The 22,933-nt window shown below is 69.5% G+C and carries 18 protein-coding genes and 3 pseudogenes; 12 read left to right on the top strand and 9 right to left on the bottom strand.

Annotated elements, in window-relative coordinates; all coding sequences use genetic code 11:
* Positions 1-108: 108 nt before the first annotated feature.
* Together PV396_RS22235 and PV396_RS22230 are read right to left on the bottom strand one after the other, a co-directional pair.
* On the bottom strand, positions 109-1,221 hold the full coding sequence (locus tag PV396_RS22235; protein WP_319207104.1) for a HAMP domain-containing sensor histidine kinase: 1,113 nt from the start codon (positions 1,219-1,221) through the stop codon (positions 109-111).
* A gap of 2 nt (positions 1,222-1,223) precedes the next feature.
* A complete protein-coding gene (locus PV396_RS22230) occupies positions 1,224-2,051 on the bottom strand; it encodes a response regulator transcription factor (RefSeq protein ID WP_319207102.1) in 828 nt (275 codons plus the stop codon).
* A gap of 104 nt (positions 2,052-2,155) precedes the next feature.
* Here PV396_RS22230 and PV396_RS22225 point away from each other — a divergent pair, with 104 nt between their 5' ends.
* From PV396_RS22225 to PV396_RS22215, 3 genes are read left to right on the top strand one after another with little or no spacing between them, the layout of a single operon-like run.
* A complete protein-coding gene (locus tag PV396_RS22225; RefSeq protein ID WP_319207100.1) occupies positions 2,156-2,929 on the top strand; it encodes a glycosyltransferase family 2 protein in 774 nt (257 codons plus the stop codon).
* Positions 2,926-3,570, top strand: coding sequence for a DUF2064 domain-containing protein (locus PV396_RS22220; protein ID WP_319207098.1), 645 nt, complete (start codon positions 2,926-2,928; stop codon positions 3,568-3,570). Before PV396_RS22225 ends, PV396_RS22220 begins: the two co-directional genes overlap by 4 nt.
* A complete protein-coding gene (locus PV396_RS22215; RefSeq protein ID WP_319207096.1) occupies positions 3,567-4,499 on the top strand; it encodes a class I SAM-dependent methyltransferase in 933 nt (310 codons plus the stop codon). Before PV396_RS22220 ends, PV396_RS22215 begins: the two co-directional genes overlap by 4 nt.
* A 346-nt stretch (positions 4,500-4,845) precedes the next feature.
* Here the strand turns inward: PV396_RS22215 and PV396_RS22210 are convergent, their stop codons facing one another.
* Positions 4,846-6,150 (bottom strand): molybdopterin-dependent oxidoreductase, encoded by a 1,305-nt coding sequence (locus tag PV396_RS22210; RefSeq protein ID WP_319207093.1) that lies wholly within the window; start codon positions 6,148-6,150, stop codon positions 4,846-4,848.
* 113 nt (positions 6,151-6,263) lie between these two features.
* Here PV396_RS22210 and PV396_RS22205 point away from each other — a divergent pair, with 113 nt between their 5' ends.
* Together PV396_RS22205 and PV396_RS22200 are read left to right on the top strand one after the other, a co-directional pair.
* Complete coding sequence (locus PV396_RS22205) at positions 6,264-7,610, top strand: hypothetical protein (protein WP_319207091.1); 1,347 nt, start codon at positions 6,264-6,266, stop codon at positions 7,608-7,610.
* Positions 7,611-8,107: 497 nt separating this feature from the next.
* Positions 8,108-8,413, top strand: coding sequence for a hypothetical protein (locus tag PV396_RS22200; RefSeq protein ID WP_319207089.1), 306 nt, complete (start codon positions 8,108-8,110; stop codon positions 8,411-8,413).
* Between the two features lie 110 nt (positions 8,414-8,523).
* On the opposite strand, the gene PV396_RS22195 is transcribed toward PV396_RS22200, so the two are convergent.
* From PV396_RS22195 to PV396_RS22170, 6 genes and pseudogenes are all read right to left on the bottom strand, one after another.
* Complete coding sequence (locus PV396_RS22195) at positions 8,524-10,296, bottom strand: hypothetical protein (RefSeq protein WP_319207086.1); 1,773 nt, start codon at positions 10,294-10,296, stop codon at positions 8,524-8,526.
* A gap of 84 nt (positions 10,297-10,380) precedes the next feature.
* Positions 10,381-10,632, bottom strand: a pseudogene (locus PV396_RS22190) (hypothetical protein); the annotation flags it as partial.
* A 5-nt stretch (positions 10,633-10,637) separates the two neighbouring features.
* Positions 10,638-12,269 (bottom strand): annotated as a pseudogene (locus PV396_RS22185) (IS200/IS605 family accessory protein TnpB-related protein).
* Positions 12,270-12,479: 210 nt separating this feature from the next.
* Positions 12,480-12,812, bottom strand: a pseudogene (locus tag PV396_RS22180) (hypothetical protein); the annotation flags it as partial.
* Positions 12,813-12,844: 32 nt separating this feature from the next.
* Complete coding sequence (locus PV396_RS22175; RefSeq protein ID WP_319207085.1) at positions 12,845-13,231, bottom strand: hypothetical protein; 387 nt, start codon at positions 13,229-13,231, stop codon at positions 12,845-12,847.
* Between the two features lie 152 nt (positions 13,232-13,383).
* Complete coding sequence (locus PV396_RS22170) at positions 13,384-13,770, bottom strand: hypothetical protein (protein WP_319207084.1); 387 nt, start codon at positions 13,768-13,770, stop codon at positions 13,384-13,386.
* A 318-nt stretch (positions 13,771-14,088) separates the two neighbouring features.
* Between PV396_RS22170 and PV396_RS22165 the strand changes: the two genes are divergently transcribed.
* The 7 genes from PV396_RS22165 to PV396_RS22135 all read left to right on the top strand — a co-directional run bounded on the left by PV396_RS22165 (position 14,089) and on the right by PV396_RS22135 (position 22,912).
* Positions 14,089-15,345: a right-handed parallel beta-helix repeat-containing protein gene (locus PV396_RS22165; RefSeq protein WP_319207082.1), complete on the top strand. Its 1,257-nt coding sequence runs from the start codon at positions 14,089-14,091 to the stop codon at positions 15,343-15,345.
* A 261-nt stretch (positions 15,346-15,606) separates the two neighbouring features.
* The gene (locus tag PV396_RS22160; RefSeq protein WP_319207080.1) at positions 15,607-16,686 is read left to right on the top strand and encodes an ABC transporter substrate-binding protein; all 1,080 of its coding nucleotides are present in this window, start codon (positions 15,607-15,609) and stop codon (positions 16,684-16,686) included.
* A gap of 116 nt (positions 16,687-16,802) precedes the next feature.
* The gene (locus PV396_RS22155; protein WP_319207078.1) at positions 16,803-17,678 is read left to right on the top strand and encodes a siderophore-interacting protein; all 876 of its coding nucleotides are present in this window, start codon (positions 16,803-16,805) and stop codon (positions 17,676-17,678) included.
* A 150-nt stretch (positions 17,679-17,828) separates the two neighbouring features.
* Positions 17,829-19,274 carry a lysine decarboxylase DesA gene (desA, locus tag PV396_RS22150; RefSeq protein WP_319207076.1) on the top strand — a complete coding sequence of 482 codons (1,446 nt, stop codon included), beginning with the start codon at positions 17,829-17,831 and terminating at the stop codon, positions 19,272-19,274.
* 10 nt (positions 19,275-19,284) lie between these two features.
* Positions 19,285-20,589 (top strand): lysine N(6)-hydroxylase/L-ornithine N(5)-oxygenase family protein, encoded by a 1,305-nt coding sequence (locus PV396_RS22145; RefSeq protein ID WP_319207074.1) that lies wholly within the window; start codon positions 19,285-19,287, stop codon positions 20,587-20,589.
* A complete protein-coding gene (locus tag PV396_RS22140) occupies positions 20,586-21,131 on the top strand; it encodes a GNAT family N-acetyltransferase (protein WP_319207072.1) in 546 nt (181 codons plus the stop codon). Before PV396_RS22145 ends, PV396_RS22140 begins: the two co-directional genes overlap by 4 nt.
* Before the next feature lie 11 nt (positions 21,132-21,142).
* Positions 21,143-22,912 (top strand): IucA/IucC family siderophore biosynthesis protein, encoded by a 1,770-nt coding sequence (locus PV396_RS22135; RefSeq protein ID WP_319207400.1) that lies wholly within the window; start codon positions 21,143-21,145, stop codon positions 22,910-22,912.
* Positions 22,913-22,933 lie beyond the last annotated feature (21 nt).

Genomic DNA, 22,933 nt, shown 5'->3' with positions numbered 1-22,933 from the left:
GGGAGAGAGGAACAGGGGCGGAAGGAACAGGGGCGGAAGGAACAGGGGCGGAAGGAACAGGGGCGGGAGGAACAGGGGCGGGGGCGGGCCGCACGGCCGGCCCCGCGCTTACGCCTGGGCCGTGGGGAGGGTCACCACGAAGCGGCAGCCGCCGGGGACGTTGTGCACGGCGGCCTGCCCTCGGTGGGCCTCGACGATGCCGCGGACGATCGCGAGGCCCAGACCCGCTCCGCCCGGTGGCGTACGGGCATGGGTGCCGCGCCAGCCCGTGTCGAAGACGCGCGACAGGTCCTCCTCGGGGATGCCTCCGCAGCCGTCGGTGACGGAGAGGACGACGCCTTCGCCGGACCGTTCGGCGGCGATCGCGACCGTACCGTCCGCCGGAGTGCGCCGGATCGCGTTGACCAGCAGATTGCCCAGGACGCGGCTCATCTCCTTGCCGTCCACCTCGACCGGCACGGGCTCGACGCGATTGCCGACCAGCCGTACGCCGTGCTCCCGGGCCAGCGGATCCGCGCCCGCGAGGGCGTCGCCGACGAGGTCGTACAGCGAGATCCGGGACATGGACAGGGCCAGGGCGCCGGCGTGGATACGGGAGAGTTCGAAGAGGTCGCCCACCATGCCGTTGAGTCGTTCGACCTCGGTGCGGATCTGGCGCAGATAGCGGTCGGGGTCGGCGGCCACGCCGTCCTCCAGGGCCTCGGACATCGCGCGCAGGCCGGCCAGCGGGGTTCGCAGGTCGTGCGAGATCCAGGCGACGAGCTCACGGCGGGAGGACTCGAGAGCGCGCTCGCGGTCACGGGACTCGACGAGTTTCGCGCTGGTGGCCGCCAGTTCGCGACTCAGCGCCTCCAGTTCGGCGGTGGCCGGACCGGCGGGTGGGGCGAACGCTCCGCCTTCGCCGAACGAACGGGCGGCGCGGGTGAGTTCCCGGCTGCGAGCGACGACCCAGCGACCCAGCAGCAGCGCGGTGGCCAGGGAGACGACCGCCGCCATCGCGACGACCGTCGTGACCACGCTCAGGTCGTGCGCGGACAGGAACATCGCCTGCGCCACGGCCAGCGTGCCCGCGAGCATCGCGGTCACGGTGACGGCGGCGACGACTGTGAGCGACGTGGTCAGTGAGCGGCGCCGGATCAGCCAGAGGGCACCCGCACCGAGCAGCCCGGCCGCGGCGGCTCCCAGAAAGGCGAACAGAGCGATGAGCAGCATGTCCCGCATGGTCAGACCGCCCCCGTATCGCCATCGGCATCGGCATCCCCGGCAGTTTCCGTGCCCGTGGCCGTGTCCGTGTCCGCGGCGGGTGAGGCGTCGAAGCGGTAGCCGACGCCCCACACCGTCTGGATGAGCCGGGGCTGGGCCGGATCGTCCTCGACCTTGCCCCGCAGCCGACGCACATGAACGGTGACGGTGGACAGGTCACCGAAGTCCCAGCCCCACACCTCCCGCATCAGTTCCTCTCGCCCGTACGCCTGTCCGGGATGCCTGAGGAGGAAGGCGAGGAGGTCGAACTCCCTGATGGTGAGGGCGAGTGCGATGCCGTTCTTGGTGGCGCGGCGGGCTGCCGGGTCGACACTCAGACCGGCCGCGCTCAAGGTGCGGGGCTGGGCGTGCGGGGCATACGGCGGGCCGGCGGGACGGGTGCGGCGCAGTACGGACTCCACCCGCAGGACCAGTTCCCGGGGGCTGAAGGGCTTGGTGACGTAGTCGTCGGCGCCGACCTCCAGGCCGAGGATCCGGTCGTCCTCGTCACCCCGGGCGGTGAGCATGATGACCGGGACGGGGACGCGGGCGCGCATCCGCCGGCACACCTCCAGGCCGTCCATGCCGGGCAGCATCAGGTCCAGGACCACCAGGTCGGGCTGGTGGGCGGCAGCGCGGGCGAGCGCCGAGGGACCGTCGGCGGCGCGGTCCACGACGTAGCCGGCCCGGTCGAGGTACCCGGAGACGACTTCGGCGACGGTGGGGTCGTCGTCGACGACGAGGACACGTCCGGCACCCGGGGCGCCTGAGGCACCCGAAGGACCTGGGGATTCGTACGGCTGCTGCATGCCTCCAGCGTCCCACCGGGCGCCCCTCGGCAGCGGGTGGCGATCCCCGACGTCCGTGTTTCGTAAGGAGCCGAAGTCCGTTACGCGCTTTTTGTCTCCGTAGGGTGAAGCCCGTGAAGACCTCTCCCACGACGCCTTCGACCACTCCGCCCGTTGACGTGGTCCTGCCCTGTCTGAACGAGGCCGAGGCGCTGCCCTGGGTCCTGGCCCGGATTCCGCCCGGCTGGCGCGCGCTGGTCGTGGACAACGGTTCCACCGACGGCTCGGCCGACCTCGCCCGTTCGCTCGGCGCGACCGTCGTCCACGAGTCGCGCCGGGGATTCGGTGCCGCCTGCCACGCCGGACTGGCCGCCGCCACCGCGGACATCGTCTGCTTCTGCGACTGCGACGCCTCGCTCGACCCGTCGCACCTCGTCCCCTTCGTCCACCGGGTACGCGCGGACGAGGACGACCTGGTGCTCGGCCGGCGACGCCCGCAGAGCAGGGGGGCCTGGCCCGCCCACGCCCGGGCCGGCAACCTCGTACTCGCCCGGATGCTGCGCCGCCGTACGGGCCTGCGGCTGCACGATCTCGGCCCCCTGCGCGCCGCCCGCCGGGAGGCGCTGCTCGCCCTCGGCCTGACGGACCGGCGCAGCGGCTACCCGCTGGAGATGGTCGTGCGCGCGGCCGACGCCGGCTGGCGCGTCGCCGAGTACGACGTCCCCTATCTGCCGCGCACCGGCGCCTCCAAGGTGACGGGCACCTGGCGCGGCACCTGGCACGCCGTACGGGACATGAGCCGCGTCCTGGCCGAGGCGCCCGTCGCCCCCGCTGCCTCCGCCGACTCGGTCGCTCCGGCCGCCCCGGCCGATGCCGCACGAGGAAAGGACTCCCGTTGACCCCTGCGACCACCACGACCGCTGCGACCACTCTGCTCGTCATCGCCAAGGAGCCCCGGCCGGGGCGGGTGAAGACACGGCTGACACCGCCGTTCACACCCGAGGCGGCGGCAGCGCTGGCCGAGGCCGCCCTGATCGACACCCTGCGTACGGTGGCGGCGACCCCCGCGCGACGACGTGTGCTGGTCCTCGACGGGTCGCCGGGGCGCTGGCTGCCGCCCGGTTTCGACGTCGTACCGCAGTGCGCGGGCGGCCTGGACGAGCGGCTGGCCTGCGCCTTCGCGGACTGCGACGGGCCCGCGCTGCTCATCGGCATGGACACCCCCCAAGTGACCCCCGACCTGCTCACCGTGGACTTCGCTGACTGCGACGCGTACTTCGGCCCGGCCGAGGACGGCGGCTTCTGGGCCCTGGGACTCGCCGAACCCGAGCCCGGCCTGCTGCGGGGCGTGCCCATGTCGACGCGCACGACGGGCGCCGTCCAGCGGGCGCGGCTCGTCGCGGCGGGCCTGCGGGTACGCGAGCTGCCGCGGCTGCGGGACGTCGACACGGTCGCGGACGCGGAGGCGGTCGCCGCTGCGGCGCCGAGGACCCGCTTCGCCACGGAGCTCCAGCGCCACAGGGCGGTCACGGGCCGATGAGCATCACACACGAGACAACGACAGGGCACGCGGCGGACGCGACCCGCGACTCGGCCCAGCACAGGATCGACAGCGCCCCGAACAGCCCTGCCGCCACTTCGCCCGACACCGCCCCGCGCCCCTGGTCGGCCGACCCCTACTCCCAGGCCCTGCACACCGGACGCGGTCCACTCTTCCTCCGTCGTACGGACGGCTGGCTGCTGCCGCTGGAGGTGGAACGGTGGTGTGCGCGGGCCGACGAGGTGGACCGGCAGGTACTGGAACTCTGCGAGGGTGCCGTGCTCGATGTGGGGTGCGGGCCCGGACGGCTCGTCGCCGAACTCGCGGTCCAGGGGCGGCCGGTGCTGGGCATCGACGTCAGCGAGGCAGCCGTCGACCACACCCTGCGGCTCGGTGGCCAGGCCCTGCGGCGCTCCGTCTTCGAGCCGCTGCCCGGTGAGGGCCGCTGGGACACCGCCCTCCTCCTCGACGGCAACGTCGGCATCGGCGGCGACCCGGCAGCCCTGCTGCGCCGGATGGCCCAACTACTGGCCCCCGGCGGCTTGTTGATCGTAGAGACCGTCACCGCCGGGGACGCCGGGGACGTCGGGGCCGCCGGGGGCTTCGGCGAGGCCGAGGAGATCGTCACGGCCGAGGAGGTGGACGAGCGGGTCAGTGTCCGCCTCGTCGATCTCACCTCCGACGCTCACCGCACCAGCGGGCCGAGCTTCCCCTGGGCCCGGCTCGGCGCCCTGCCCCTGCTGCGGCACGCGGCGCCGGCGGGCTGGCGCCCGGACGGTCAGTGGATGTCGGGCGGCCGTTCGTTCGTCGCGCTGCGCAACCGCATCCGCAACACCAACAGCACCGCCGAGCCCCCGAACAGCACGGCCGTGATCAGCAGCCAACGGGCCAGGAATCCGTCGCCGGACAGGCCGGTCGAGGCTTCGTAGCCTGCCGCCACCCGCCCGCTGACCAGCGGAAACCACAGCAGCAGGAGAAGTACGGAGAGCGCGGCGGGCACCCGCACGTACTGGACCCACCCCCGTCGGCCGACCGCGCCGAACGCCCGCACAAGCGCCCAGTCTCCCAGCGCGTACAGCGGAAGCAGCACCAGGTCGTGCACAAGCGCCGCCCCCACGAACCACAGCGCCACACCGAACCAGTCACCGGCGAGCAACCGCACCCCCGCATACCCGGCGAGCGCGAACGAACAGGCGAGCAGCACAAGTTGGAGGGGGCTGCCCACAGCACCCCGTACGTGGGGGACGTTGGGGACGTACGCTCGTCGCCGCGTCATCACAGGTCTCCGAACGTCATACGGGCCACCCACTTGGTGTTGAGGACCCCGGGCGCCGCCGGGACGATCACCCGCGCCGGGTAGCCGTGATCGGGGGTCAGGGGCTCGCCGTTGACGAACAGGGCGAGCAGGGAGCGACCGTCATGCACCTGGTTGTCGCGCAGCGCCGCCCGACGGAACGCGCCGTGCCGCTGAAGTGACTCCACCAGCACGTCGGGCGCCGTGCCGTCCTCGTACCCGACGAGTCCGGCCAGATCCCGCAGCCGTACTCCCCGCCACCACTGGTCGGACGTCGACCAGCCCTCCACGCAGGCAATGGGCAACGCTGCGCTGTACAGCGGGAGTTGGAGCAGATCGTCCCGACTCAGCCGGACAGTCCGGCGCCCACGCCCCTCGACGACCAACCGCCACGCCTCCTCGCTCGTCTCCACCGCGCTGATCCCGCGTGACGCTGCGGTCTTGTTGATCTGGAACCCGCCGGGACCGCCGCCGGGCTCGGGACCGCCGTGCGGGGCGAGAACGGCCGTCTCCCTCAGCGGCCCGTCGAAGTTGCGCCCCGCCGTGGTGACGAACAGAAGCAGCGACCCGCCGCCGACGAACCCGAGGGCACCGCGCCGCGAGACGGTCGGCTCGAACGGTTCCGGGGCGACCAACTCCCCTTTCTCCACACGGCCGTTACGCATGTCGCGCAGATTCCGCAGCGCCTCCGGTGTCCGCAGCACCGCATGCGTCACGAACCCGGCGATGAACACCCAGGCCCCGTAGAAGTGCAGCGGGTAGAAGGAACCCGGAAAGACGTAGTCCAGCTGGATGTTGAGCACGCCCGTCGCGAACTCGAACAGCGCCCCGCCGACGAGCAGCAGCAGCGAGATCCGCTCCAGCGCGTGCGCGAGAGACCGCACGGGCGGCAGCGCGAACAGCTTCGGCACGACCGACCACAGCTTCGCCAGCAGTACGGGGACGAGCACGATCCCGAGCGTGACGTGGACACCCTGGGTCAACCGATACAGCCAGGGCGGATCGGTCGGCCAGGTGAAGAGGTGCAGGTAGAAACCGAGGAGGCCCTTGTCCGGGGTCTTGTCGTTCACCGGCGACAGGTCCGGGTTGTAGGCGGCGTACGACACGAGCCCCGTCACGAACAGCACCGTGATCCCGCCGAGCAGCACCACGCCCAGCACGGAGGTGAACCAGGGGCCCCGCACAGGGCTGCGCCAGAACCCCGGGGAGGTCGGGGACGTCGGGGATGCGGGGGAAGCCGGGGAAGCCGGGGAAGCGGGAGAACCGGGGGGTTTCAGTTCGGGCATGCCCCGACCGTAGGACTCCGGACTCCCGGAAAAGGGGAGGCGACTGATGACGAAACGCTGACGTCCGGGTTCGCCGAGGCTCCGGACGGCCCTGCCCGTCCTACGGTTCCGGCGTGAACCGCGATCTTCTGCGTAACCTGTGTGCTGTCGGCGCCGCCGCCCTCCTCGTCGTGACGGCCGCGCTGGTCGGCACCGGCATCCAGCGCGACTCCGGCACCCTGCGCGTCAACTGGCCCCCGCTGCTCGCCAATTGGCTGCCGCATGTCGGCCCCGGCACCCCGGCCGCCCTCGCGGTGGCGGTCGCCGTGGTGACATACGGCCCGTCACTGGCCGCCCGGCTGCCCTGGCGCGCGTTGCTCGCCACCGCGTGGGGTACGGCGACGGCCTGGACGTTCTCGCTCGCGCTGGTGGACGGCTGGCAGCGCGGAATCGCCGGACGGCTGACCACCCGGCACGAGTATCTCCAGGTCATCGACCGCTTCGATGACATCCCGGCAACCCTCCGGGACTTCACCCACCACATCCTGCTCGACTCCCCGGACAACTGGCCGGCCCACGTGGCCGGACACCCGCCGGGGGCCACCGTCACCTTCGTCCTCCTCGACCGGATCGGCCTCGGAGGCGGCGCCTGGGCCGGGATGTGGTGCATCGTCGTCGGTGCGACGGCGGCCACGGCCGTGCTGGTGACCGTACGCGCGCTGGCCGACGAGTCCCTCGCCAGACGGGCGGCACCGTTCCTCGTCCTGTCCCCCGCCGCCGTCTGGGCGGGCACGTCCGCGGACGGCTACTTCGCGGCGGTGGTCGCCTGGACGATCGCGTTCCTGGCCCTGGCGGTCACAGGCCACCGCCCCCGGGCAACAGGCCTGGCGGCAGGCCTGCTCCTGGGCCTGACCTGCTACCTCTCCTACGGCCTCACCCTGTTCGCCGTCCTGGCGACCACCGTGCTCCTGCTCGGCACCCACCGCCGACGCCCGCTCCCGTACGTCCTCGCCGGCCTCACGGTCGTACCGCTGCTCTTCACGCTGCTCGGCTTCAACTGGTGGGAGGCGTACCACCTGCTGGTCGACCGCTACTACCAGGGCGCGGGCGGGGTACGCCCGTACGGCTACTGGGTATGGGCGAACCTCGCCTGCACGGCGATCATCGTGGGCCCGGCAGGGGCGGCGGCCCTGCCGGAGGCGGCGCTGGCGGCACCGTTCACCAGTCCCACCCGCACCCGCACCCGCACCCGCACATTGGAACCCCAACCCCGCCTGGCCCTCCTGGTGTTCGCGGCCCTGCTGATGGTCCTGATCGCGGACCTGTCCGGCATGAGCAAGGCGGAGACGGAACGCATCTGGCTTCCCTTCGCGATGTGGCTACTCCCGGCCTGCGCGTTCCTCACCCACCCCCGAGCCTGGCTCACCGCCCAGGCGACCCTGGCCCTGCTCATCAACCACCTGCTGCTGACGGCCTGGTAGGGCACGCGCGCTTAAAGATCGCGGGCATGGGGACGGCGGCTACCAGGAGGCATAGTCGGCTGGCAATTTTCATCGGCAAAGTCACTCGTACGATCGAATGTGCCGCCTTGCCGCCGCAGTGGGCGCATTCATTCCACTACTTTCCGTCACATGGCCGGCTCACCGCACGAGGCGATGCACGAGATCTTCAGGGAGGACCCGGAGCTGTTCGCCCGCGCCCTCCCGAAAGTCGGCATTCCCTTCCCCGCACCCAGGTCGATCCAGTTCCTGGACACCGATCTCACCGAGATCAAGACGCTGGAGCGGCGCGTGGACACCCTGTTACGGATCAGCACGGCGGACGACGAGGGATATCTGCTCGCCACCCTGAGATTCTGGAGGCTCTGGCGACAGCGCTCGCCAACGTCGGCGGCAACGCCTTGGACGACTGGGCGGAATACACCGAAATCGGCCTGGGTGACACCCCGGCCCGCGCACTCTGGAGGAACCTCGTGGCCATGCGTCCCAGCCGCTTCCCCGGCAGCGGCACGATCGTGGAGGAGTACCGCATCAAGGGCTACACCCAGGGCGAAGCCGAAGGCAAAGCCAAGGGTGAGGCCGAGGGCAGGGCCAAGGGCGAAGCCGTAGGCCGCGCCCTGTGCAGGGCCCAGGACATCCTCCGCGTCCTCGACCTCCGCGGCATCGACGTCCCCGAGTCCGCCCGCGAACGTATCAACGGCTGCACCGACCTGGACACCCTTGGCACCTGGTTCGACCGGTCACTCACAGCCGCCGACACGGCGGACCTGTTCGCCGAGGCGTAGTCACCGGAACCGCCGACAAGGGCCGCGTCGACGGAGTCCACGGGCGACGCGGCCCGCCGCTTGGAAAACACTCAGGACGCCCTTTTCGCCCCGGCGAGGGCCGACCCCACTCAGATCCGGTGCACGGTGTGCAACGTACTGGCGTACGTCCCCGCCCCGTCCAGCACTGAGGCGCCGCCGAGGTCGGCCATCGTGGGCCCGTTGACGGTCTTGCGGCTGGAGAGGAACCGTCGCTTGCCGGCCGCGTCGACGCCGAGGTGGATGCCGACGTGATCGACGGTGATCGTCGGGTTGTCGTCCCCGGAGTCGGCGTTGAAGAGGACCAGGTCACCGGGCGCGAGCAGCGCGGCAGGAGGCGGGTTCGTACCGTCGGTACGGTCGATGCGCACACCCGGGGCGTGGTCGGCCATGTGCCGTGACTTGCGCGGGATACGAAGCCCGCTCGTGTCCTCTCCGGCGGCCATCGGAACGCCCAGGTGATAGCCGTACACCATGCGCGCGTAGCCCGAGCAGTCGAGATTGCCGACCTGCTTGCTGGACGGCCCGGTGTGGACGCCGTCGTCGAAGGTCCAGCCGACGTTCATGTACTCATGGAAGTCGGCGCCTTCATAGCGGTAGCCCTGGGGATCGAGATACCCGTACCCGGCCTCACCCAGCACCTGCTTTCCCTGGGCAGGCCCGGCCCCGGCGGTCACGACGGGCGCACCTCCGAGAAACATGGCGGCGTACGCGAGCACGTCGGGCGCGGTGGACCCGACCCACCCCCGTATGGCGGACGCTGTTTCCTCCCTCCACGTCCCGTCGAAGGGCTGGGGCAGCACTCGCACCCAGTCGCCGTGCGTGACACTCGGCGGGACGTCCCAGTTGGCGGCGTCGACCTGGAAGCGGCTGACGGCAAGCGTGACGGGCAGGTTGGTGCACCCCGTATTGGCCAAGGCACGCAGCCCCACGCGCCCCTTGCCGAAGGTCGAGTCGCTGACCTCGACAGCCCAGGCGGCCGGCTCCACCGAGCCAGAGGCCCACGCCTTGACCCGGATGACCGCCCCTTCCCGCCGCACCCGAATAGTCCACCGCGTACCAGCCCCCACCCCCATGGCCAAGGTCACAGAAGAGGCCAACTGGCTTACTACGTCGGCGACTTCCTTCTCGACCCGCAGTTGCACAGCGCCCGTGGTGAGAAAGGACAGCCGGGCCCGGTAGTTGTTGTGCGTGTCCTGATAACCGAAGGACAGCGCGTACGAACACGCCTCCCCGGCAGGCACCTTGTCGAAGGACGCCACCGCGCGCACATCGACATCGGTGATTTCACCGTCCCGCAGGCTGACATGCCGACTGACGTTCTCGGTGGTCAAGGCGATCTTCCCGGCCCCCTGCACCACCGAGAAGTCGGTGTCGGCACCCCCGACAGTGGCCCAACTGCCACCACCGGGCGAGGTACCCCAGTAGGCCCGGCTCGACTCCGGAAGCGTCAGATCGGGCAGGGCACGCTGGAACTCGTCCACGAAGGGCCGCTTGTTCTCGACGAACGTGCGCTGCGGGCCGGGCAGTACGACGGTCCGGGCACCGTGCGTCAGCAGCGCGACGCGCTGCCCGCCGGAGGTGACCTCGGTGCGGGCCGGGGTTCCGGGGAGCACGGTGGCGGTGAGGGTGGTGCCGAGTGTGAGCGGGGCGAAGTAGGAGGCGTTGAGCGGAGGGAAAGTCACGGCGGAACGGGCGCCAGTAATAAGGCCGTTGGCGGCAGCGCCGGCCGGCGGGGCGAAGGGCTGGACAGGTGTGGAGGAGCCGGCGGCACGTGCGGGAGCGACGGCAAGGGCCGTCAGGGGGAGGGAGGCGGCAGAGGCCGCGATGGCGGTGAGGAGGTGACGCCGGGAGGTCGTGGACATGGCGGCCATGATCTCGTACGTGTCAGCCGGCCGGCGTCGCATTTCCCTGCGGGACACCAGACGGACTGGCAGGACTCGCGAGGCTCAGTCGAACTCCGGAGAGCGCCACGAGCCGCTGCCCGTGGCCCGAGGAACACCCAGGGATCGGGCGAAGTCGGCGAGCGTACGGAAGTCGCCCTCGCGCAGACCGATGCGCGGGTTGACGTGGTGCAGAAGACCAGGCGCGCGGTGGTGGGCGGTCACGTATGCCTGGTCCAGATCGCTCTGTTCGTCGTCCACCCAGGCGAAGGGACGGCCGTCGGCGTAGTCCACGAGAGGACCGGTCTTCCAGTGAACCGTTCCTAGGGACTGAGCGGGAGTGAGTCCTGTTGCCAGGTCTCGTGCTCGGCCGAACGCCCCGGACGGTGTTGGGCGTTCTGGTTGCCCGCGTTCGCTCCGCGTCCGGCGCCGACGGATCGTGTCCGTGGTCCGGGAACGCGGCGGCGGGTTCCCTCACGCCCAGGGACGCCTGGTCCGGCCTGGACGGTCCGATGCCCCTGCTCATCACTCCGGTGAGCAGGGGGCGGTGGCGTCCGTCGCCGAATCGGGTATCCCTGGGCGCGCCTTCCGATCGCCACAGCAGCAGCATCGTGGCGAGTCGTCTTACGGGTGGTGCTGGTGAGGGGTTTCTGCCAGTGCTGGGCGCCCCAGCGGCTGGTGTAGGCGGGGTCGACGGCGATGACCGCGATACCGGTCTGATCCGCCATCGAGGACAATCGTGCGCGGAGTTTGGCGGTGGGCATGCCGGAGATCAGCTGGCGGAAGCGTGTGCGGCGGCCGTGTTTCTCGCGGGTCTTCTCGGCGGCGAAGTCGAGGTCCTCGACGGCGATCGCTTTCACGCCGCAGGTTCGGGCCCAGTGCAGGAGGCGCGTGAGGGCGTGGCGGACCTGCGCGTCACGGTGTTCGGCGGTGCCGGTCAGGTCGTAGGAGAAGCGGCGCGGACTGCCGGTCGGGTTGCCGTGCGTGTCAAGGCGCCAGGCGGCGAGGTGATCGGCGTTCATGTCGACGCCGATCACGCCGTGGGCGAGCGCCGACTCGATGGGAAGGGTGGGGGTTGGTGGCATCTGCCAGGCGGCGGTCAGATACCAGCGCCCCCGGCTCGTATCGAGGTGGATGCGGTAGGCGATGGACCGGTTGACCGCGACACGATCCGCCCACTCGACGCCCCGGTGCGCGAACGTCACCTTGCACGCCAGGACGTACCGGCCGTGCGGGGCATTCGCCAAGTACCCAAGCGGCGCGGGGAGTTTGATGCTCGCCTCGCCGTCGGGGCTGATACGGATCGTCTCGTTGCCGTACCGCTTGCCGGACTCGCCGTCCGCCTGGCAGAACCAGCGCTCCGCCTCCCACCGCCCACGCCACCCCGACTCCGTCAGCTGCGCGGCCTCCAGGTGGTGGCGGGTGCGGGCCAGCCGTTTGCCGCCCCGCACGACATGCACGATCCCCGCCTCACGGTCTGCCCGCCCGGCGGCCAGCCGGTCCTGGAGTACCCGCAGCCGCCGGGACTTCGCATGCCACTCCCGCCTGGACCGGTAACCTCCCGGCGCCTTCTTCGTCCCCTTCTGCCCGACCGGCAACGCCAGCCGCGCTTCGAGGGTGCGGATACCCGCTTCCAGATTCTGGAGGTGCGCCGACTGGCAGCGCCGGGCCAACGCCCACTGGTCATGCGACGCCTTGGTGATCGACCCCGCCCAGCGCGACGACGAGGCAGGCGTCAGCTCCCGCTTCCGCACCGCCCACATCTCCCCGGAATGCTCCAGGCCGTCCCGGCAGCGCGCCTTGAGATCCCTCGAAGCCAGCGACCCCAGATGCGCACCGATCAGGCGCAGCACCTTCTCATCGTCCGAGGTCAGGCACTTGAGGCGGGTCCGGACGGCCACACCACTGGGACCGGACACGACGAACGGCGCCGCGATGCTCCGCAGCTCGCCCACCCCGCCACCCCCGCCCGGCCCCACTCGAAGATCCCGTCGCGATGGGAAACGAGCACCACCCATGAAGGTCACGTATTCGATGAGAGAACGTCAGTTCCCCACCGCAACCGACCCTCTGGCCGACATACGCGGCAAGACACAGAGACCAGCAGCAGTCACTCCCGCTCACCAGAACGCACTTCAACGGACTCCAGCACCAACAGCTCCAAACCCGTCGGGGCGGTCCTGGAACAACGCGTCGCCGAAGTCGACGAAGGGGAGTTCGGGCAGGCCCATCACCGGGGCGATCCACTGGTTGGCAAGGTCCATCCATGTGGTGGCCCAGCACAGCTCGTAGCCGAGTTGGAGCAGGGCTCGCCCGTGCTCCGGGTTGAGCCAGACCCGCAGGGTTCGACGCCGGGCCGAGAGACCTATGTGTTCGTCCGGACTTCGGTTCAACTGAGGCACCCTGAGTGTGGTGTAGCCGTCGGGGCGCCTCTCAGGCTTGGCCGCGTAGGGATTGAGGGGCCCATCCACGTCGAGGAACAGCAGCGGTCGACTCACGATCTCCCCCGGTCTTGTTCATCTACTGGACGTCATAGGAACAGAAGATCGACGTCTTTTTCGACGCAAAGTCGTAGGACGGCCGTCAGTTGTCGGGCCTCATCGAGATGCCGTTGATGGAGAAGCGAGTCGCCAGTCTCGTCCTGCCATTGGTCGGCGATCGCCTCCAGCCGGGGCAAAATCGCGGCACATTCGGTGGACGAGAGCTCGCCCCCGCCGTTGTCCGGGCGATTGAGGAGGGGCGCGAGCGCGGTGGGGACATCACACCAGGCCCGCTCTCCACCGAAGCCCCGCATCTCGGCGAGAGTGGACCCCTCAGCCTGTGCCAGCCGCCGCCGGAACGCGTCGAAGCCCGTGCAGGACCAGGCGACGTCCGGACTGCTCGCATCCCCGTCCCCAGGGAACAGAATCAGCCCCATGCCGCCCCTCCCCTTCATTCGCAGAGTGGGCCAAGGATCAGTCAGAAACGTGTCGTACTCAAATGAGTTGATCCTGCGGTGGCCGACTGACCACGCGCCCGAGTCGTCCTGTACAGCTCCGTCCAGCAATCCTCGACAGCGGAGGCCTGACCTCACCACCCGCGCACCACAGCCTGAGCCACGGCCAGTGGATCTCGGTCGTCGTGCAGCTGCGCAGCAATCACGCGCCGCAGCAGATCCCCTACAAGCTTGAACGCCATCTCGGAGGAACCTGTTTCGTCGAACCCCGCGCGGTCTACGCGCAGCAGCCCGGCAGGCAAAGCCTCGGCCTCGGCGTCCCCGGCCAGCCCTGCGAGCGCGGCGTCGGCGAAGTCGCTCGGCAATCCGGCCACCAGCGGACCACCGAGTTCGCTGCCGCACCCGGCAACCGCGTCAAGTCCCATCGGCTCACCGAACGGCACTTCAAACACGGTCCCTGATGCGTGCGGATCCGGCGAGAATTCGGCTCCGAGCAAGGCCCGCATCGTCATCCCGCTCAACGCCCGGCTCAACTCCACAACTGCCCGCACGGCACGACCAGGCTCAGACGAAGCGGGGCGCTCGCAACGCGTTACGTCCACACCGACGTACGCAGCAGACGCCTCATCCGCCCGAACTGCCACACAACGGCCCTTTTCTACGATGACCACCACAACCCCCTTCCCCAAGCCCAGCACAGCCCGATCCGTCAGCGCCGTCGAGAGCCTGCCACGGTGTGAGCTGCGCCGTGAGCGGGAAACGCGATAACGCAAGTATCCCAAAGATCCCCTCCATGTTTGAGTAACCCCCGACGTCAATCCCAAGGGGGAACCCACGCCATGGAAACCACGCAGGACACCTCACCCCGCACCCGAAGACTGTTCCTCGGCGGAGCCGCAGCCGGAGTCACCGCCGCCGCGCTGACCACCGCCACCGGAGTCGGGGCGGCAACCGCGACCGCCGCCGAAGCAGGCACAAACGCAGACGCAGCCAAGCTCAACAACCTCGGCTGGCACGACGTACGTGGTTACGGTGCCACCGGCGACGGCGTCACCGATGACACCCTCGCCATTCAGGCCGCCCTGGACGCCTGCGAGCCCGGTAACACCGTGTACCTGCCGGCGGGGCAGTACCGTACGAGCGCGCCGGTGAAGATACCGCCGTACGTCACACTTCAGGGCACCCACGGCGGCGGTGAGAACGAATGGGGCGCCGTCGACCCGGAGTTCGGGCTCAAGCCGTTGCCGGGGTTCGTCGGGGACGCCGTGATCCTCGTGCTCGACAAGCTGAGCGGCGGTTACGCCACCAAGTCGGTGGAGGTACGCATCCTCCAGCTGACCGTCGACGGCAGCGCGCTGCCCGCGAACGGCGCCGAGGTCGACGGGATCCGGGCCGTCGGGCAGGTCCAGCACCTCCAGCTGCGGGACGTACAGGTCCGGAAGGTCACCGGGCACGGCATCAACACCACCTACTCGGCCGAGCCCAGCGGCCCCCAGGCGCCCTTCTGCCTGCACTTCGACCGTGTCTCCGTCCTCTGGCCGGGGAGCTTCGGCATCGCGCTCAACAACTCCACCGACTCCGTCATCCACGACGTGTACGTGCTCGGCGGCAACGGCGCCGGCTGGTGGATCGCCGGGGCCGGCAACTCCACGTTCACCAGCTGCCGGGCGGAGTGGTCGGCCAAGGAGGGCTTCCTGATGCGGACTTGGCAGGGAGTCATCCAGTTCAGCGGCTGCTCCACCGACCGCAACGGCTTCGACGGCATCAAGGTGGAGAACACCGACCGCAAGGGCATCCTCCAGCTCAGCGGCTGCCGACTGACCCGCGACGGCCGCAACGGCGGTACGGGCGGCGGCGGTTACGCCGGTCTCAAGGTGCGGAACACCACGGCCAAGGTCCTCGCCGAAGGTCTGATCGTCACCGCCGGGAACGACGACGACGGTTCACAGGGGGCCTCCCCTGCCCGAGGGGTGTCGGCTGGCAACTCGGCCTGCACGGTGGTCACTTCGGGCTTCGTCGACGGCGTGGAGGTCGACTGGCACGACGACGGCGGCAACACGCTCTTCCAGAAAGGGACCACGGTGGTCCTGTCCTGAACCTGGCTGAAACACGCGGGCCCCGGGCAGCAGTCCGGCCCGCCCCGACTTGAGGCGTCGCGAGGTCCCACCCGCACCGGGTGGGACCTCGTGGCCGTTTTCAGCGCCACCCACGCATCAGACCTCTGAGCTCCCCGCCAGCCCCCTGCCCCCGCGCCCCACACCCCCACCCACCCCCTGGACACCTAGTGAGGTTAGGCTAACCTAAGAATCGAATTTTGTCCGACGGGCCGAACCGCCCCGCTCGAAAGCAGCCATCTCATGTCCAACGCCCGTGCCACCCACCTCTCCCGCCGCGGCATCCTCGCCGCAGGCGGCGCCCTCGGCCTCGGGGCCGCTCTCGCCGCCTGCGGGGACGAAGACGCGAAAAGCGGTGGGGCCAACGCGGGCGCGGGTCCGAACGCGAACGCGTCGAAGGGCGCCGCGACTCCCCCGGCCGGTCCCTGGACGTTCAAGGACGACCGAGGCCAGACCGCCAAGGCCGACAAGGTGCCCGCCGCCATCGTCGCGTTCACCGGCGTCGCCGCCGCGCTGTACGACTACGGCGTCGAGGTCAAGGGCGTCTTCGGCCCGACCACGACCAAGGACGGCAAGGCCGACGTCCAGGCCGGCGACATGGACGTCACCAAGGTGACCGTTCTCGGCAACGAGTGGGGCCAGTTCAACATCGAGAAGTACGCGTCCCTCGCCCCGGACCTCCTCGTCACCACGATGTTCGACAGTGCGGGCACCCTCTGGTACGTCCCGGAGGAGTCCAAGGACAAGATCCTCGCCGTCGGCGCCCCGACCGTCGGCATCTCCGTGTTCGACATCCAGCTGGACCAGCCGCTGCAGCGCATGCTGGAGCTGGCCAAGACCCTCGGCGCGGACACCGCCTCCGCCAAGGTGACCGCCGCGAAGAAGGCGTTCGAGGACGCCGCGGCCCGGCTGCGCGCCGCCACCAAGGCCAAGCCGGACATCAAGGTGCTGGCCGGTTCCGCGAGCCAGGACATCTTCTACGTCTCCGGCTCCAACCTCTCCATCGACCTCGAGTACTTCAAGGCCCTCGGCGTGAACTTCGTCGAGCCCCCCGCCGATGTCCTGAAGGCGAGCGGCGGCTGGTACGAGAGCCTCAGCTGGGAGAACGTCGACAAGTACAAGGCCGACGTGATCATGATGGACAACCGAACCTCGGCCATTCAGCCCGGCGACATCACCGAGGCGACCTGGAAGCAGTTGCCCGCGGTGAAGGCGGGGCAGGTGATCGCCCGTAATCCCGAGCCGATTCTGTCCTACGACAAGTGCGTGCCGCTTCTCACGAGCCTCGCGGAGGCGATCGAGAACGCGAAGAAGGTCAGCTAGGAGTCCGCGCTTTCACCGGTTGTGGGGAACCGCGGGTCCGTTGTGGCTGGTCGCGCAGTTCCCCGCGCCCCTTCAGGGGCGCGTCCGCGCCACCTGACATCCCTTTCAGGAGAGTCATGACGACGGCCGCCACCACCCCTTTCCGTTTCTTCGCCCTCCACGTCGTGCGCACCCTTCGCCTCGGCCCCTCCCTCGTCCGGGTCACCTTCGCCGGCGACGATCTGTCGGCCTTCTTCTCCGACGGGCGCGACCAGAGCCTCTCCCTCTTTCTGCCGCACCCCGGGCAGGACGCCCCCGCCGTGCCCGTCGAGCTGGGCGACGGATGGTGGCAGGGCTGGCGTGAACTCCCGGACGACGTACGGGCCGTGATGCGCTCGTACACACTCCGCGCCCTGCGCGCCGACGCCCTTGGCCGTACGACGGAGATCGACATCGACTTCGTACTGCACGGCGTCGAGCCCGGCGCCCTCGTCCCCGCCGGACCGGCCTCCCTCTGGGCCTCCCGGGCCGGCGCCGGTGACCGTGTCCTTCTGCTCGGGCCCGCGATCGCCGACAACCGCGCGATCCGCTTCCGTCCGCCGACCGGCACCGACCTGGTCGTCATCTGGGCCGACGAGACCGCCGTACCGGCCGCCTCCGCGATCCTCGAGTCACTGCCCGCCGGTCTCCGGGCCCGGGTCTGGCTGGAGGCCGGACACGTCGGCGACATCCAGGACCTGGCGACCACCGCCGACGCCGAGATCACCTGGCTCGTACGCGACCCGCCCAGCCCGGACACATCGAGCACCCCGAGTGCCGCGGAAGCCGTCCGCGCCGCCCAACTCCCCTCCGCCGAACGGCCGTACGCCTGGATCGCGGGTGAGTCGTCCGCCGTGAAGGAGTTGCGCCGACACCTCGTACGGGACCGCGGGATCGACCGCCGGGCCGTCACCTTCGTCGGTTACTGGCGACGCGGGCTCAGCGAGGAAGAGCTGCGCGTGCGGGAGGCCTAGATCACATCGTGACAGGTGGCACGGGAGTTCATAGAAAGTAAGGTTAGCCTTACCTAAGTCATCAATATCCACTTGGCCCGACTGCCCCCTCTCTCCCCACCTACCCCCCTCCTACCCCCTCCCCCTTCTCCTGTCCCCGGAGGCTCCCCGATGCGCTCGCACCTGCTCAATGACACGACCGCGGAGCGGTACCGCCGTACCGTGACCGAAGGAGTCGAGCGGGTGGCGGCCAAACTCGCCACCACGGACCGTCCGTTCACCGGCGTCACGGTCGACGCCCTCGCCCCCCGCATCGACCGGATCGATCTCGACCGGCCCCTCCTCGACGAGGCCGCCGCCCTCGACGAGCTCGAGGAGGTCTATCTGCGCGACGCGGTCTACTTCCACCACCCGCGCTACCTCGCCCACCTCAACTGCCCGGTCGTCATACCCGCGGTGCTCGGCGAGGCGATCCTCTCCGCCGTCAACTCGTCCCTGGACACCTGGGACCAGTCGGCCGGCGGCACCCTCATCGAGCGCAAACTGATCGACTGGACCAACGAGCGCATCGGCCTCGGGCCCGCCGCCGACGGCATCTTCACCAGCGGCGGCAGCCAGTCCAACCTGCAGGCGCTGCTGCTGGCCCGGGAGGAGGCGAAGAGCGAGTCCGCCGCCGAGCTGCGCATCTTCGCCTCCGAGGTCAGCCACTTCAGCGTGAAGAAGTCCGCGAAGCTCCTCGGGCTGAGCCCCGACGCCGTCGTCTCCATCCCCGTCGACCACGACAAGCGGATGCAGACCGTCGCCCTCGCCCACGAGTTGGAGCGCTGCGAGCGCGCCGGGCTCGTCCCCATGGCCGTCGTCGCGACCGCCGGTACGACCGACTTCGGCTCCATCGACCCACTGCCCGAGATCGCCGAACTCTCTGCCCAGTACGGCACTTGGCTGCACGTCGACGCCGCCTACGGCTGCGGACTGCTCACCTCGGTCACGCGCCGCGACCTCCTCACCGGTATCGAGCGCGCCGACTCGGTGACCGTCGACTACCACAAGTCCTTCTTCCAGCCGGTGAGTTCGAGCGCCGTCCTGGTCCGGGACGCGGCCACCCTCCGCCACGCCACCTATCACGCGGAGTACCTCAACCCGCGCCGGATGGTGCAGGAGCGCATCCCCAACCAGGTCGACAAGTCCCTCCAGACGACCCGCCGTTTCGACGCCCTCAAGCTGTGGATGACCCTGCGCGTGATGGGCGCCGACGGCATCGGCGAGCTCTTCGACGAGGTCTGCGACCTGGCCCAGGAGGGCTGGGAACTGCTCGCCGCCGACCCGCGCTACGACGTCGTCGTCGAGCCCTCGCTCTCCACCCTCGTCTTCCGTTACATCCCCGCCGCCGTCACCGACCCCTCGGTGATCGACCGCGCCAACCTGTACGCCCGCAAGGCCCTGTTCGCCTCCGGTGCGGCCGTGGTCGCGGGGACGAAGGTCGGCGCGCGCCACTACCTCAAGTTCACCCTGCTCAACCCCGAGACCACGACGGAAGACATCGCCGCCGTACTCGACCTGATCGCCGGCCACGCCGAGCAGTACCTGGGAGATTCCGTTGACCGCGTCGCTTCCTGAAGCCGCAGCCATGACGACGAAGACGAAGACGAACACCAAAACGACCTACGACTTCATCGGCATCGGTCTCGGCCCCTTCAACCTCGGTCTCGCCTGCCTCACCGAGCCGATCGACGAACTCAGCGGCCTCTTCCTCGAGTCGAAGCCCGACTTCGAGTGGCACTCGGGGATGTTCCTCGACGGAGCCCATCTCCAGACGCCGTTCATGTCGGACCTGGTCACCCTGGCCGACCCGACCTCCCCGTACTCCTTCCTCAACTACCTGAAGGAATCGGGCCGGTTGTACTCGTTCTACATCCGCGAGAACTTCTACCCCCTGCGTGTCGAGTACGACGACTACTGCCGCTGGGCCGCGAACAGACTGCGCAGCGTCCACTTCAACACCACGGTCACCGAGGTCACTTACGCGTACGAGGACGATCTGTACGTCGTCCGCACGGCAGCCGGTGACAGCTACCGGGCCCGCAGGCTCGTCCTCGGGACCGGCACTCCCCCCTACCTCCCGGACGCGTGCGCCGACCTGGAGGGCGACTTCATCCACAACTCCCAATACATGCGGCACAAGCGGGAGTTGCAGGCCAAGGAGTCGATCACGATCGTCGGCAGCGGCCAGTCCGCCGCTGAGATCTACTACGACCTCCTCAGCGAGATCGACATCCACGGCTACCGGCTCAACTGGGTGACGCGCTCGCCGCGTTTCTTCCCGCTCGAGTACACGAAACTCACGCTGGAGATGACCTCCCCGGAGTACATCGACTACTTCCGCGCGCTGCCCGAGCGAACCCGTTACCGGCTCACGCAGGAGCAGAAGAGCCTGTTCAAGGGGATCGACAGCGACCTGATCAACGAGATCTTCGATCTGCTCTACCGGAAGAACCTCGCCGGGCCGGTCCCCACCCGCCTCCTGACCAACTCCGCCCTCAACACGGTGACTTACGAAAGCGGAAGCGGGAACGGTGGCGGCACGTACACCCTCGGCCTGCGCCAGGAGGAGCAGGAGAAGGAGTACACCCTCGACACTCAGGGCCTGATCCTCGCCACCGGCTACAAGTACGCCGAGCCCGAGTTCCTGAAGCCGGTCCGCCACCGGCTGCGCTACGACACCCAGGGCAACTTCGACATCGCCCGCAACTACGCGATCGACACCACCGGACGCGGTGTCTTCCTCCAGAACTCCGGCGTCCACACCCACTCGATCACCTCGCCCGACCTGGGCATGGGGGCGTACCGCAACAGCTTCATCATCGGCGAGCTGCTCGGCAGCGAGTACTACCCGGTGGAGAAGACCATCGCCTTCCAGGAGTTCGCCGTATGAGCACCTCAACCGCCGTGGGCCGCCTCGCCGTTCGCCCGCTCGACCCTCTCCAGGACGCGGAGCTGCTCCACAGCTGGCTCACGCACCCCAAAGCGGCCTACTGGATGATGCAGGACGCCCGGCTCGAGGACATCGAGCGTGCCTATATGGAGATCGCCGCCGACGAACACCAGCAGGCCTTCCTCGGGCTCCACGACGGCGTGCCCGCCTTCCTGATGGAGCGGTACGACCCGGTCCACCGTGAACTGGTCGGCCTGTACGAGCCCGAGCCCGGTGACGTCGGCATGCACTTCCTGGTGCCGGCGACGGACACACCCGTGTCCGGGTTCACCAGGGCCGTCATCACGACTGTGATGACGCACCTCTTCGAGGACCCGCGCACCGCCCGCGTCGTCGTCGAGCCGGACATCGGCAACAAGGCCGTGCACGCCCTGAACGAAGCCGTCGGGTTCGTGCCCGAGCGCGAGATACAGAAGCCGGAGAAGAAGGCGTTGCTGAGTTTCTGCACCCGCGAGCAGTTCGAGAGGGCGATGTCCATATGAGCCCTGTCCGTTTGAGCCTCGCCGACGCCACGGCCCATCTCTCCCCCGAACGCTGGGAGCAGGCCAACCGCCTCCTGATCCGCAAGGCCCTCGCCGAGTTCGCCCACGAACGCCTGATCACCCCCGAGCCCCACCAGGACGGGTACGTCGTACTCGGCGACGACGGCCTGACCAGCTACCGCTTCACCGCCACCCGCCACGCCCTCGACCACTGGCAGGTCGACGCCGACTCGATCACCCGGCACCGCAACGGAGCCGAACTCCCGCTCGCCGCCCTGGACTTCTTCATCGAGCTGCGGAAATCACTGGGCCTGAGCGACGAGATCCTGCCCGTCTATCTGGAGGAGATCTCCTCCACCCTCGCCGGCACCTGCTACAAGCTCACCAAGCCGCGGGTCCCCGTCGCCGAGCTCGTCAGGAGCGGCTTCCAGGAGATCGAGACCGGGATGACCGAGGGCCACCCCTGTTTCGTCGCCAACAACGGGCGGCTCGGCTTCGGTGTGCACGAGTATCTGTCGTACGCGCCCGAGACGGCGAGCCCGGTCCGGCTGGTGTGGCTGGCCGCGCACCGCTCGCGTGCCGCGTTCACGGCGGGCGTCGGCATCGAGTACGAGGCGTTCCTGCGCGTGGAGTTGGGCCAGGAGACCGTCGTCCGCTTCCGTACGAAACTGTCCGACCAGGGGCTCGACCCCACCGAGTACCTCTTCGTCCCCGTGCACCCCTGGCAGTGGTGGAACAAGCTCAGCGTCACCTTCGCCGCCGAGATCGCCCGGCAGCACCTGGTCTGCCTGGGCGAGGGCGACGACGAGTACCTCGCCCAGCAGTCCATCCGGACCTTCTTCAACCGGTCCGACCCCGAGAAGCACTACGTCAAAACGGCTCTCTCGGTCCTCAACATGGGCTTCATGCGGGGGCTTTCGGCCGCCTACATGGAGGCGACCCCGGCCATCAACGACTGGCTGGCCCAACTCATCGACAATGACCCGGTGTTGAAGTCGACAGGCCTGTCGATCATCCGCGAGCGCGCGGCCGTGGGCTATCGCCACCTGGAGTACGAGGCCGCCACCGACCGCTACTCCCCGTACCGCAAGATGCTGGCCGCGCTCTGGCGCGAGAGCCCGGTGTCGTCCCTCGGTGACGGCGAGTCGCTTGCCACCATGGCCTCGCTCGTCCACGTCGACCACGAAGGGCGTTCGTTCGCCGCCGCCCTCGTCGAGCAGTCGGGCCTGCCCCCGAAGGAGTGGCTGCGCGGCTACCTCCGCGCCTACCTCACCCCGCTCCTGCACAGCTTCTACGCCTACGACCTGGTCTACATGCCGCACGGCGAGAACGTGATCCTCGTCCTCCGGGACGGCGTAGTGCAGCGCGCGATCTACAAGGACATCGCCGAGGAGATCGCCGTCATGGACGCGGACGCGGTGCTGCCGCCGACGGTCGAACGGCTGCGCGTGGACGTCCCGGAGGACCGGAAACTGCTGTCGATCTTCACGGACGTCTTCGACTGCTTTTTCCGCTTCCTGGCGGCGAACCTCGCCACCGAAGGCGTCCTGACGGAGGACGACTTCTGGCGCACGGTCGCCGACACGGTCCGCGGCTACCAGGCGTCCGTCCCCGAACTCGCCGACAAGTTCCGGCAGTACGACATGTTCGCGCCGGAGTTCGCCCTGTCCTGCCTCAACCGTCTCCAACTCCGCGACAACAGGCAGATGGTGGACCTCACGGACCCGGCCGGCGCCCTCCAGCTCGTCGGCAGCCTGAAGAACCCGATCTCGGGCCTGTAGGCAGTGGCATCCGCTCCCCCG

Source organism: Streptomyces sp. ME02-8801-2C (genome assembly GCF_033793965.1).
Taxonomy (GTDB): domain Bacteria; phylum Actinomycetota; class Actinomycetes; order Streptomycetales; family Streptomycetaceae; genus Streptomyces.
This window is presented reverse-complemented; position numbering and strand designations above follow the sequence as displayed.

Coding starts and splice junctions, on each gene's coding strand:
- PV396_RS22235 (WP_319207104.1), bottom strand. CDS start 1,221: ATGCGGGACATGCTGCTCATCGCTCTGTTCGCCTTTCTGGGAGCCGCC.
- PV396_RS22200 (WP_319207089.1), top strand. CDS start 8,108: ATGCGTCCCAGCCGCTTCCCCGGCAGCGGCACGATCGTGGAGGAGTAC.
- PV396_RS22160 (WP_319207080.1), top strand. CDS start 15,607: ATGTCCAACGCCCGTGCCACCCACCTCTCCCGCCGCGGCATCCTCGCC.
- PV396_RS22165 (WP_319207082.1), top strand. CDS start 14,089: ATGGAAACCACGCAGGACACCTCACCCCGCACCCGAAGACTGTTCCTC.
- PV396_RS22140 (WP_319207072.1), top strand. CDS start 20,586: ATGAGCACCTCAACCGCCGTGGGCCGCCTCGCCGTTCGCCCGCTCGAC.
- desA (WP_319207076.1), top strand. CDS start 17,829: ATGCGCTCGCACCTGCTCAATGACACGACCGCGGAGCGGTACCGCCGT.
- PV396_RS22145 (WP_319207074.1), top strand. CDS start 19,285: ATGACGACGAAGACGAAGACGAACACCAAAACGACCTACGACTTCATC.
- PV396_RS22175 (WP_319207085.1), bottom strand. CDS start 13,231: ATGGGGCTGATTCTGTTCCCTGGGGACGGGGATGCGAGCAGTCCGGAC.
- PV396_RS22210 (WP_319207093.1), bottom strand. CDS start 6,150: ATGCCCGAACTGAAACCCCCCGGTTCTCCCGCTTCCCCGGCTTCCCCG.
- PV396_RS22195 (WP_319207086.1), bottom strand. CDS start 10,296: ATGTCCACGACCTCCCGGCGTCACCTCCTCACCGCCATCGCGGCCTCT.
- PV396_RS22155 (WP_319207078.1), top strand. CDS start 16,803: ATGACGACGGCCGCCACCACCCCTTTCCGTTTCTTCGCCCTCCACGTC.
- PV396_RS22230 (WP_319207102.1), bottom strand. CDS start 2,051: ATGCAGCAGCCGTACGAATCCCCAGGTCCTTCGGGTGCCTCAGGCGCC.
- PV396_RS22215 (WP_319207096.1), top strand. CDS start 3,567: ATGAGCATCACACACGAGACAACGACAGGGCACGCGGCGGACGCGACC.